10 protein-coding genes and 2 pseudogenes are annotated in these 11,653 nt (G+C 66.9%); 7 read left to right on the top strand and 5 right to left on the bottom strand.

What is annotated here, in order from left to right; genetic code table 11:
• Positions 1-220, top strand: a pseudogene (locus AAG801_RS35375) (LysR family transcriptional regulator); the annotation flags it as partial.
• Here AAG801_RS35375 and AAG801_RS35370 read toward each other — a convergent pair.
• Entirely contained in the window at positions 209-709 is a 501-nt protein-coding gene (locus AAG801_RS35370; RefSeq protein ID WP_341892621.1) for an ATP-binding protein, read from the bottom strand. The pseudogene AAG801_RS35375 and the gene AAG801_RS35370 overlap by 12 nt on opposite strands.
• A 383-nt stretch (positions 710-1,092) precedes the next feature.
• Complete coding sequence (locus tag AAG801_RS35365; RefSeq protein ID WP_341892620.1) at positions 1,093-2,253, bottom strand: porin; 1,161 nt, start codon at positions 2,251-2,253, stop codon at positions 1,093-1,095.
• 216 nt (positions 2,254-2,469) lie between these two features.
• On the opposite strand from AAG801_RS35365, the gene AAG801_RS35360 reads away from it, so the two are divergent.
• From AAG801_RS35360 to AAG801_RS35340, 5 genes and pseudogenes are all read left to right on the top strand, one after another.
• Positions 2,470-3,126, top strand: a complete 657-nt coding sequence (locus AAG801_RS35360; protein WP_341892619.1) for a nuclease-related domain-containing protein — start codon at positions 2,470-2,472, stop codon at positions 3,124-3,126.
• A gap of 78 nt (positions 3,127-3,204) precedes the next feature.
• Positions 3,205-5,607: an outer membrane protein assembly factor BamA gene (gene bamA, locus AAG801_RS35355; protein WP_341892622.1), complete on the top strand. Its 2,403-nt coding sequence runs from the start codon at positions 3,205-3,207 to the stop codon at positions 5,605-5,607.
• A 16-nt stretch (positions 5,608-5,623) separates the two neighbouring features.
• Positions 5,624-6,316, top strand: coding sequence for a response regulator (locus tag AAG801_RS35350; protein WP_341892618.1), 693 nt, complete (start codon positions 5,624-5,626; stop codon positions 6,314-6,316).
• Positions 6,317-6,518: 202 nt separating this feature from the next.
• Entirely contained in the window at positions 6,519-8,330 is a 1,812-nt protein-coding gene (locus tag AAG801_RS35345) for a hypothetical protein (protein ID WP_341892617.1), read from the top strand.
• A 198-nt stretch (positions 8,331-8,528) separates the two neighbouring features.
• Positions 8,529-8,699, top strand: a pseudogene (locus tag AAG801_RS35340) (winged helix-turn-helix domain-containing protein); the annotation flags it as partial.
• Here AAG801_RS35340 and AAG801_RS35335 read toward each other — a convergent pair.
• From AAG801_RS35335 to AAG801_RS35325, 3 genes are read right to left on the bottom strand one after another with little or no spacing between them, the layout of a single operon-like run.
• Positions 8,674-8,961: a hypothetical protein gene (locus AAG801_RS35335; protein WP_341892616.1), complete on the bottom strand. Its 288-nt coding sequence runs from the start codon at positions 8,959-8,961 to the stop codon at positions 8,674-8,676. The pseudogene AAG801_RS35340 and the gene AAG801_RS35335 sit on opposite strands and share 26 nt — an antisense overlap.
• A 12-nt stretch (positions 8,962-8,973) precedes the next feature.
• Positions 8,974-9,777, bottom strand: a complete 804-nt coding sequence (locus tag AAG801_RS35330) for an intradiol ring-cleavage dioxygenase (RefSeq protein WP_341892615.1) — start codon at positions 9,775-9,777, stop codon at positions 8,974-8,976.
• On the bottom strand, positions 9,767-10,027 hold the full coding sequence (locus AAG801_RS35325; RefSeq protein WP_341892614.1) for a hypothetical protein: 261 nt from the start codon (positions 10,025-10,027) through the stop codon (positions 9,767-9,769). Before AAG801_RS35325 ends, AAG801_RS35330 begins: the two co-directional genes overlap by 11 nt.
• A gap of 167 nt (positions 10,028-10,194) precedes the next feature.
• On the opposite strand from AAG801_RS35325, the gene AAG801_RS35320 reads away from it, so the two are divergent.
• The coding region (locus AAG801_RS35320) for a HAMP domain-containing protein (protein WP_341892613.1) at positions 10,195-11,653 on the top strand (1,459 nt) is incomplete at its 3' end.

Raw genomic sequence — 11,653 nt, 5'->3', positions numbered from 1 at the left:
GGTGCGCGACGACCTGCAGGCCGGCCGCCTGGTCGACGCGCTGCCGCAATGGGCGCCGCGCAGCGGCATCGTGCACGCGGTGTTCCCCTCGCGCCGCGGGCTGCTGCCGTCGGTGCGCAAGCTGGTGGACTTCCTGGCAGTGGAGTACGAGGCGCTCGAAGCGCTTGAGCTTTCGGGCGTATCGGCCGCGTCGGCGCCGACGCGCACCTCAGTCGACTGATCCAGCGGCCACCGCCGGCGCGTACAGCGGCAGACGCAGCGTCAGCCCGAGCACGCCGCCATCGTCCGGCGCGGAATAGATGCGCCCGCCGTGGCGCCCCGCGATGCGCTCGCAGATGCGCGCGCTGGCCAGCGAGGCGGCGTCGAGCGCATCGAAGAAGCGCGCCAGCGGTGGGCGTTCGCTGTCTGCGTCGAGGTCGCGCCAGTGAACGACGGCCTGCGTGCCTTCGATGCGCGCACGCACCTGCAGCGTCGCGCCCGCGGCCATCACGCGCGCGGCATGCGCAGCCACCTTGGCCAGCAGCTCGCGCAACTCCGACGGAATGCCGAAGACCGGCACCGCTTCTGCGGGCAGGTCCACCGCGAGGCGCAGCGCCGTGGCATCGCCGGGCGCGGCGCCGAGCAACGGCCGCAGGTCCTGCACGCGGCTGTCCGCCAGTTGCTGGCGCTGCTGCGTGCGGGCCTGCTGCGCGAGGCCGCGGGCGTGCACGGCCGCGCGGGGGCGACGAACAGCGCGCCCATCAGCGCGAACACGCCGGCCAGGCCGAAGCCGATGAGCGTGGCGATGACCAGGCCGAGTGAACTGCCGTACATGGTCGACAGTCCCTCAGCGCGTTTCGGGAAAAGCCGGCCGCGCGCAGCCGCTCGGGGCGCCGCAGCGTGGCAGTGGCGGCGGTCCCTCGCCACGAAACCCCGGCGGTGGGCCGGGCGGAAAGAGAGGCGGCGGCAGAACGATGCAGCCCGACAGGCCGAGTGCTGCCAGCACGCCTGCGAGGTGGTGAATCCGGATCATGGGGATCGATGCGTTGCGTGTTCGACGGCAGGGACCGTTCGCGCGCGCCGGCAGCGCCGCCGCACGCGAACGGAAGCCGGTCAGAACGCGTGGCGAATCCCGAAGTCGTAGCCCGTCGACGAACGCGGCAGGCCCGTGTAGCCCACGCCGGTGCTGCCGTAGCCCGTGGTGCTGGCGGCCGTGAGGCTGCCCGTGTAGTTCGCGTCGTTGCGGTTGCTCACGCGCGCCACGGTGGCGTACAGCGCGGTGCGCTTGGACAGGTTGTGCACGTAGCCGATCGCGAGCTTGTTCGCGCGCGGGTCGTCGCCCGTGACGCCGACCGCGCCTTCGTTGTAGCGCACCGTCGAGTACGACGCGCGGATCAGGCCCGCGCCCACCGGCATGCTCGCGCCGATCAGGTAGCCGTTGTAGCTGTCGTGGCGGTTGCCCAGCGCCGCGAGGTCGAACTTGTTCTTCACGTTCGACAGCTCGCCGAACAGCTTGACCGGGCCGAAGTCGTACGACGCACCGAGGTTGATGGTCTGCACCTTGCGCGTGAGCGTGGTGGTGTCGACCGCCACGTTCTGGCCCACCGCCAGCGCGATGTCCAGCAGACCGTTCGCATAGCCGAAACGCCCGCCGACATAACGCCCGGCGCTGCTGCTGGTGGCGGCGGTGGTGTCGGTGGCGCTCGTCTTCGTGTTCTCGTTCAGGCTGTACTGCAGCTGGCCATAGAAGCCGCCCAGGTTCGGCGGCAGGAAGTAGCCGACCATGTTGCTGGCGCGCACATAGTTCGTGTTGCCCAGCGCGGTGCTGCCGCTCACCGTGTTGATCACGCTCGAGCCCGAGCCGTTGGTGCCGAACGGGTCGAACACCGTGTCGTTCCAGAACGTGGCCGTGTAGTCGCGGCCCAGCCGCACTTCACCGAAGCCGCCCGACAGGCTGACGGTGGAACGGCGGTTGAAGTTGGCAATGCCGGTCGCGCCGTCGTCGTTGCTGATCGGCGCCTCGAGCCAGAAGCTCGCGGCCAGCCCGCCGCCCAGGTCTTCCGTGCCGCGAAAGCCGATGCGGCTGGAGTTGTAGCCCGAGTTGGCCAGGCTCCATTGGCTTTGCTTGCTCGTGGTGCCGGTGACGGGGTTGCGCGACGTGGCGCTCTGGTAGCTCACGCCGGCATCGACGACGCCGAACAGGGTGACCGACGATTGGGCAGAGGCCAGGCCGGTGACGGCCAGCGCGGCGAGTGCCGTGAGGGATTTCTTCATTCAGGTTTCTCCGGGGTTTGCAGCTGCTCTTCATCGAGCCGCTGACCGGATGGTCCTGTTCAAAATTGGAGGAATCTGGTGGACGAAGCGCGATCGCGACCGTGTGTTGTTTTGCGCTCACGCCCCCACCGGGTGCGTATTCATCGAAGCCAACGCAGCACATACCAGAAGTCTCCCAAAAGCCCAGCAATGCTCGGCTTTCCGAAGGAGTCCGACATGACCATTGTTTTGCAGCAAAGCGCGGTCGCCGCGACGCTCGGTGTGCAGCAACTCGCCACCGCATTCAGCCCCGCCTTTTCCCACCTGCGCATTCTTCGCAACCTCATCATTCCGATGCCTTCCGGTTGCGCCGTTCCCACCGCGCGCATCGACGCGGTGATCGTGTGCGAGACGGGCGTCTACCTGTTCGAGATCAAGGCCTGGCGCAACGCGTTTGTCTACCGCAAGAAGTCCGACGAGGCGCCGCCGCGCTGGTTTCTGCGGCTGCATGGCTGCACGCGGGCGCGTGAAGTGAAAGACCCGGCCTGGCAGGGCGGGCGCAAGACGACGCAGCTGCGCAGCCTGCTGCCGGACGACCTGCGGCTGCAGTACTTCGTGCTGCTGCCTTGCGAAGGCGTGGAGCTCGAGGGCGTGATGCCCGCCGCGGTCATCACGCAGCAAGACCTGCCCTACATCGCGCGCCTCGTGCGCAACAACGGGCGCACGGCGCGCACGTATCCGCTGCTCGACGCGCATGCGGTCGATCGCACGGTGCAGCGGCTGCTGGAGATCCAGGGCGATCTGTCGCTGGAGACGCATGCGCAGAACTGCCGCGAACGCATCGAACGGCCTGTGGTGTCGTGGCCCGCTGTGAACGCCACGGGGTTGCAGTAACGACTGCTTTCCACTCGGCCCTGCGGGTGGGAGGGCGTCCCACATTCCTCCGACATTGGTGAAGACCATGCGGTGATGATGATTCCTCCCAAGTCTCTCGCCGCCCTTGCTGCGTTGTGCCTCGCGATGGCGGCCTGCCCGGCACAGGCCGCCGACCCGTTCACCGTGCAGGACATCCGCCTCGAAGGCCTGCAGCGTGTCGAAGCCGGCACGGTGTTCGCGACCCTCGGCCTGAAGGCCGGCGACACCTACAGCAACGACCGTGGCAGCGCGGCCATCCGCGCGTTGTTCGACCTCGGACTCTTCAAGGACGTGCGCATCGACGTCAACGGCCGTGTGCTCGTCGTCATCGTCGAAGAGCGCCCCACCGTGGCCGATGTCAACTTCGCCGGCACCAAAGAATTCGACAAGGCCGCGCTGCAGAAGGCGCTGCGCGACATCGGGCTGGCCGAAGGCCGACCCTACGACAAGGCACTGGCCGACCGCGCCGAGCAGGAGCTCAAGCGCCAGTACATCGGCCGCAGCCTCTACAACGCGCAGGTGGTCACCACCGTCACGCCGCTGGAGCGCAACCGCGTCAACCTGACGTTCAGCGTGACCGAGGGCGAACCGGCGCGCATCACGCGGGTGCGCGTGGTGGGCCAGCAAGCCTTCGACGAGCGCACATTGCTCGACCTGTTCGACCAGGACAGCGGCGGCTGGCTGGCCTGGTACACGAAGTCGAACCAGTACGCGCGCGCCAAGTTCGACGCCGACCTGGAAACGCTGCGCTCGTTCTACCTGACGCGCGGGTACCTCGAGTTCCGCATCGAGTCCACGCAGGTCGCGATCTCGCCCGACCGGCAGACGCTCGAGCTCACCGTGAACATCAGCGAGGGCGAGAAGTTCGCTGTGGCCGGCGTGAAGCTGGCGGGCAACTACCTGGGGCGCGAGGACGAGTTCAAATCGCTCGTCACCGTGCGCCCCGGCACGCCCTACAACGGCGAGGACGTGGCGGCCACCACCAAGGCCTTTGCCGACCACTTCGGCACCTTCGGCTACGCCTTCGCGCGCGTGAAGGCCGAGCCCGAGATCGACCGCGCCCAGCGCCGCGTCGTGATGGTGCTGAACGCCGAGCCCGGGCGGCGCGCCTACGTGCGGCGGCTGAACATCGGCGGCAATGCGCGCACGCGCGACGAGGTGATCCGCCGCGAGTTCCGCCAGTACGAAGGCGCCTGGTACGACAGCACGAAGATCAGGCTCTCGCGCGACCGCGTCGACCGCCTCGGCTTCTTCACCGATGTGAATGTCGAGACCGCCGAGGTGGCGGGCAGCAACGACCAGGTCGACCTGAACGTCACTGTGGCCGAGAAGCCCACGGGCTCGCTGCAACTCGGCGCGGGCTACTCGTCGACCGACAAGGTCTCGCTGAGCTTCGGCATCACGCAGGAGAACGTGTTCGGCTCGGGCAACTACCTCGGGTTGCAGGTCAACACCAGCTCGTACAACCGCTCGGTGTCGCTCACGGCGACCGACCCGTACTTCACGAAGGACGGCATCTCGCGCACCTTCAACCTCTTCCACACCACCACACGGCCCTACTACGAGGCCGACGGCAACTACAAGCTCGCGAGCGACGGCGGCTCGGTGCGCTTCGGGCTGCCGGTGAACGAGCTGGACACGGTGTACCTGGGCATCGGCGTGGAGCGCTATGCGTTCACGCCCGGCACCAACGGTTCGTACACGCTGGTCAACGGCTCGTACGTCTACACCGCCACGCCGCAGGCCTACCTCGACTACTTCCAGTGCACCGGCACCGCGCCGAGCGTGGTGTGCACGGGCAAGAACGCGGTCGGCATTCCGGCGACGGTGGGCTGGTCGCGCGACGACCGCGACAGCGCGCTGGTGCCGACGCGCGGGCGTCTGCAGAGCGCCAACCTCGAGCTGGGCGTGGGCAGCGAACTGCGCTACCTGAAGACCAACTACCAGTACCAGCAGTACGTGCCGCTGTCCAAGCAGTACACGCTGGCCTTCAACGGTCAACTGGGCTATGCGAAGGCGCTGGGCGGCAGCAGTTTCCCGATCTTCAAGAACTTCTATGCGGGCGGGCTCGGCTCGATCCGCGGCTTCGAGCAGAACTCGCTGGGCCCGACCGACGCGGTCACCGGCGGTTCGCTGGGCGGCACGCGCAAGGCGATCTTCAACATGGAGCTGACCACGCCCTTCCCCGGCGCGGGCAACGACAAGTCGCTGCGCCTGTACACCTTCTTCGATGCGGGCAACGTGTTCGCCGAACGCACGGCGAGCATGACCGACGCGCAGTGGAAGGCGCAGAACCGCCTGCGCGCCTCGGCCGGCCTGGGCATCAGCTGGATCTCGCCGCTGGGCCCGCTGCGCCTGGCGTATGCGGTGCCCATCGTCTACCAGAAGGAAGACACGGCCAACGGCATCGCGGCCGACCGCACGCAGCGCTTCCAGTTCCAGATCGGCACGTCCTTCTGAGCCGGCCCGCCAACCCATGAGCCGCATCCTGCTGGTGGAACACGGACGCGACATCGCGTCGGTGCTGCTGGACCTGCTGCACCGCGCGGGCCACGAGGTCGAGCAGCTCGGCGACGGCGCCGCTGCGCTCGACCGCATCCTGCATGCACCGCCCGCGCTCACCCTGCTCGACGTGGTGCTGCCGCGCATCGACGGGCTGCAGGTGATCGAACAGGTGCGCTCGCGCAGCGACCACCCGATCATCGTGCTGACGGCGCGCGCGCACGAGGCCGACCGGCTGCGCGGGCTCGACCTGGGCGCCGACGACTATGTCTGCAAGCCCTTCTCGCCGCGCGAGGTGGTGGCGCGCGTGCACACGGTGCTGCGCCGCCGCGCGCAGCGCGACTTGAACGTGGTGAACGTGGCCAGGGCGTCGCCTTCCGTGGCCTTCGACAGCGCGAGGGGCGACGCGTGGCTGGAGGGTCGGGCCCTGGCGCTCACGCGCCGCGAGCTGCTGTTGCTGCGCGCGCTCTCGCGCGAACCGGGCCGGGTGTTCACGCGCTCGAAGCTGCTCGAAGCCGCGTTCCCCGAGGCGCTCGACGTGAACGAGCGCGCGGTCGATGGGCACATCAAGAACCTGCGCCGCAAGCTCGCGGCCGTGTCGCCCTCGCACGGCTGGATTCGCTCGGTCTACGGCGTGGGGTTCAGCTTCGCGGAGCGGCCGGGCTGAGGGCGGGCCTGGCCTTGCAGGGGCCCTGGCCACGCGGCGGCACCAACACCTGAATGCGGACGATGCCTTTAAGCATGCACAGGTACCGCCTCAATTACCTCAAGACCATCCTATGACTGCTCATCAAGTCCATCAACAGAAATTCCCCAGCTTGACATCCCTTGCTCCTAAACTTGAGCTCCACATAGATTGGAGAGAGAACATGATGTTTCCCCGTTTGGTCGGAATTGCATTTCTAACCCTCCTCGCCGAGCTTTGTCAGGCCGGACCGGTCTTTGGATTCGTACAGCAGGCAACCACCAGTTCCAAACCCAAAGCCTATCTGGCACAAACCCCGTTCAATATGGGATATGTGACGATCAAGGCGAGTGTGGACAATCCGCAAAACAAAGGCTGCATATCGCCAAATGCATCGAATCTCTGGAGAAAGATCTTCCAGGAAGAATCAGAAGTTTTTCTGGCCGCCCGCGTCTGGGGGTTCAAGGGCGTCCCCAGCGAGAAATGGATCCCCATCGCCAACTACAAGTGGAACAACAACGGTCAATTCTGCAATTCTGTTTTTCAGCCTGACGTGCTACTCGTCCCACTGGCCCCCATTCTTGCCTCGCTGGATGCTTCGAAGCCAGGAGCCATGGAAGAGCCCTATATCCGCATTGCACTCCGATCAAAGACGGACCGCAGCGAGAAACTTTCCTCGGCGTTCACAACACTTCTAAAAATCTCATCCGCCTACGCCACCGGCGGCGCAGCGACCACTTTCACGCAATTATTGGATGTTACTGGTGGACCGGCTGTGGAGCTCATCAGTGAACACGTGAACGAGGCCTTTCGCTCCTCCAGCAATCAGGACTTCCCTCTGTCCTTCAAATGGGCCGACCTGTCTAAAGGAAAGTTGGAGTTTTCCTTCCAACTTTCCTCCATCGACAAGGGCATGAATGAATCGGTGGAAGGGGCGTTGAGTCGGATGCGCAGCAACCAGAAACCAACTGATGTCAAGGAACTCATCCGCTTCCAAGTGACTGTGGATACCCGTCGCTCGGTTTTCTTCGCAGATTCGGATATTCAAAATGACTCCGAGGCATTCTCGGTAAGAGGAGACGACATCGCTACCACGCCCTATTCCGTCCTGAACTACCCCAAAGACACTTCAGGCGGCTTGGCCGGCACGATCTCCTCCATCCAGCAATTATTGAGCTCTGAGGCACCGGGACTCGCCACGCAGTTGGTCGGCAAAGACTTTCCACTGGCGTGCAGAAAGCTTATGGCCAAGATCTTCAATGCAGGGTTCAATCGCCATGATTCGGCTCTGATCATGGCGGCTGCACTCGACGAATCCAAGAGCGACTGGCGAACAAATATGGAGTTCATCCGCGCATGCATTTCGGACGGCGAACTGCTGAAGGACATCTCAGTACTTCGGCCTCCAGTCTTCTTCGTCCCCGACACGGTCAAGGACATCGAGCAGCCCAATGGCCATATGCCCTTTGTTGCCAGACAACATGAAGCGTTCCTCGTGGAACTGCGTAATGCACTTATCAGCAAGGGCTTCAGTCACACCGCAGGACTTAGGAGTGCGTTCCAGGGGTTGAATAGCAACGTCACGTGGGCTGGCGATGTACCGGAGTTAGTCAGCGCAGTCCCTCGAGACGCAAGCTTGACTGGCCTCCAATCGATACCGCTTGAAAATCTGCCGGTTGCGGCGGCGGGTTGCTTCGCAAGCTACTTTTCCTCCGGCGAAACGCCTTTGCCTTTTCTCGGTATGGCGGTCCTCTTGTCAGATTCGAAGGGGGCTCGACGGCCCTATTTGCTCAGCATCAAGCTGGACCCGAAGAAGCTAGCCGACCCGGTCGTCGGCAACGCCATTGTGGCCGTCTGGCTGCTCGACTTGGACCTTGCACCCAATCAAGCCATCGCTATTTCCAATAGGACATATGACAAGTCGGCAATGTGCTACACGTCGCAGCCCCGCAACGCAACAACGGTCATCGAGAAACTGAAAAGCATTAAGGCCTGAGTCGAATTGCGCCGACGATAACTTGTCGATCGCACGCCAAGCTTGACACATCGCGGCGCACCGGCCACTTTTCGGCATCGTCGGCTCTACGTCCAAGATTGTGAATCTTCGTGCGCTCCATCCCCGTTCTCCATCAACCACGCATCCGATTCAACACCCCGATATAGAGAACTACGACCCGATGCTTGGGGACAAGAGCAAAGCAAGCTGCTCGAAGCGGCGTTCCCCGAAGCGCTCGACGTGAACGAGCGCGCGGTCGACGGGCACATCAAGAACCTGCGGCGTAAGCTCGCGGCCGTGTCGCCCACGCACGGCTGGATTCGCTCGGTCTATGGCGTGGGGTTCAGCTTCGCGGAACGGCCGGGCTGAGGGCGGCCCTGGCCTTGCAGGGGCCGTGGCCGCGCGGCGTGCGGTTTTCCTGGCGGCTTTGCATGATCGGCGCCAGCGTCGCCAGGCGCGAGTTGCGCACCTCGACCTGCCGGGCTTCCGCACAGGCGCCGCGTGCTGCGACGCTGATGCCCAGCGCCAGGCTGCAGAAGGCCAGGCAGCCCGCGCAGGTGTGCGCCAGCGCGCGCATCGCGGCGCGTGGCGTCACCCACCAGTGACCGGGTGCGGCGGACGGGAGCGGCATGCGCAACACCGCTCAGCCTTCGGTGCGCGGCGGCACCAGCGCGCGAGTGCGGGCGAGGCCTTCGAGCGTGCGCGGCCGCATCGGCCGCAAGCCGCCCACGGGCGCCGGCCCCGTGCCGGGCTGCGGCGGGCGTTCGGTCACCGGGCGCGCGGCGGGGTCGATCACCAGCGTGAGCAGCGCGACATAGCGCCGGCCTTCCTCACGCACCGCACCCAGCACCGTGTCGCCGGCCCGCAGCGCAATGCCGTCGGCGCTGTTGAGCGTGTCGCGCAGCCGCGCGCGTTGGTAGCTGGAGACCTGCGTGTAGAGGAACTCGCTGAGCGCATCGGGCAGGAAGAACTGCGTCGTGAGCACGGCGCGCTCGCGGTGGTGCACCTTGACGTGGATGTGCGTGGTGCGCCCCGCGTACCAGCCCGGGTAGAGCGTGGCGAACACGGCCTGGCCGTCGCGGTCGGTGCGCTGGCTGCCGCGCAGGAAGGCCTGGCCTTCGAAGCCGCGCGTGCGGTCGTCGCCCTGCCCGCCGAAGCCCGAGTAGTTGCCCTGCGCGTCGCAGTGCCACAGGTCGGTGCGCAGGCCGCGCAGCGGGCGCCCGGCGGCATCGAGCACGCGCAGGCGCACATCGAGCGGCACGCCCTCGCGGCCGTCGGTCAGGTCGATGCGGAAGTTCGCGAGGTCCAGGTAGTACGGGCCCTCGGTGGTCTGGGCGGTCAGCGGGAGCTTCTGCGCTGCTGCAGCGGCCCCGGGGGCGGACGCGGCCAGGCCCGCCGCACCGATCGCGGCCAGCAGGCCCCGGCGCCCGATCGCTTCATCGGCCATGGGCAGCCTCCTTCTTGGCAGGTGCTCGCACGCCCGAGGCCCGCGCCTCGGCCCAGACCACGAGCAGCGTCCACACATGCGCGACGACCCAGAACAGCGCCGCCAGCAGGAACAGCAGCAGGTCGATGCCGGTGTCGGCCGGCGGTGTCGCCGCGGGCGCCGCTAGCCCTGGCGGGGCCCAGGCGAGCGCGGCGGCGGCCAGCGCGTGGAAGGCAAGGGTCGGGCGGGAGCGGTGCGTGTCCGGTGTCATGGCCCGCATCGTGCGATCCGAATCGGGAGAAATGTGGGAGAGGTGCTGCCAGGCGGCCTCTCCCAGATTCCTCCCCAATCCGGCGCCATGATCGACGGCTTGCCTATGCCGTCCCCGCCCCCGAAACGCATGCCGCAGAATGCGGCCATGCCTCCGCCGCCGAGTCCATGCCGCGCCTGACACTCTCCCGCAAGATCTTCCTGGCGCTGGCCGCCCTGCTGATCGTGCTGCTGCTCAGCTTCGTGGGCTTTTCGATCGTCGCGCTGCAGCGGGGCCTGGGCGCCTACGTGGCCGAGATCGAGATCCGCCGCATGGACTGGCTCTCTCAGCTCCTGCTGAAGCACTACACCGCCAACGGCGACTGGAAGAAGCTGCGCGACAACGACGAAGCCTGGCACCGCCTGCAGATGGGCCAGCTGGCGCTGGTGATCGACGGCGCCACCACGCCCGACGACCGGCGCCTGCCTCCCTGGTACGAGCGCCGCACGTCAGGCGACAACGCGCAGCAGGCCGAGTCCTCCAGTGGCCTCTCGAACACCGCCTCGCCGCCGCCCCCGCCACCACAGCTCGACCTGCTGCCCCGGCGCTTCGCGATGCCACCACCGGGCTTCTTTCCCGGCCTGTCGGGCCCGCCCGATTCGATCTACCGCCGCCTCGCCCTGCTCGACGCGCAAGGTGCCTGGGTGGTCGGCGCCACCCTCGACCTGGCCACCGCCGCGCGCCTGCCCATCCGACGCGGGCGCACCGTCGTCGGCTACCTCGCGCTGGCCCCGGTGCAGGGCCTCGAAAGTGAGGCCGACCGCGCCTTTCTTGCGCAGCAATCGGGCGTGATCGCACTCACGGGGTTGTGCGGCCTGGCCTTCGCGCTGGCCCTGTCGTGGCTGCTCGCACGCCGCTGGTTCAAGCCGATCGATGCGCTCACGCAGGCCGCGCAAGACGTGGCGCGCGGGCGGCTCTCGACGCGCGTCGCGGTCCACGGATCGGACGAACTCGCGCTGCTGGGCAAGACCTTCAACGACATGGCGCAGCGCCTGGACACCGTCGAAGCCTCGCGCCGTGCCTGGCTGGCCGACGCGGCGCACGAGCTGCGCACGCCGCTGGCGGCGATGCGCGCGGAGATCGAAGCACTGCAAGACGGCGTGCGCACCTTCGACGAACGCACCGCGCTGCGCATGCACCGGCAGGTGATCCGTCTCGGCCAGCTGGTCGACGACCTGCGCAGCAGCATGCGCGAGCCCCAGAGCGACCTGCTGAAGGCGCCGGTGTATCCGCTGTCGCTGCTGAAGGAGGCGCTCGACCACACGCGCGACCGCTTCACGCAGCGCGGCATCGCGGTCGATCGCGACGCCATCGACCGCATCGCCGCCTCGGCCCAGCCGGTGATCGACGGCGATGCACACCGGCTGCACCAGGTCTTCATGAACCTGCTCGAGAACACGCTGGCCTACACCGATGCCGGCGGCACACTGCGCATCGATGCGACCGTCGAAGGCGCATGGACCGGAAACTGCCTCACGCTGGTGTTCGACGACAGCGCGCCGGGCGTGCCCGAGGAAGAGATTTCGCGGCTCTTCGACCGCCTGTTCCGCGGCGAGACCTCGCGCAGCCGCGCGCTCGGCGGCTCGG

Source organism: Variovorax sp. YR752 (genome assembly GCF_943372545.1).
Note: the sequence above shows the minus strand (reverse complement) of the source record. Positions and strands in the feature narration are given on the sequence as shown.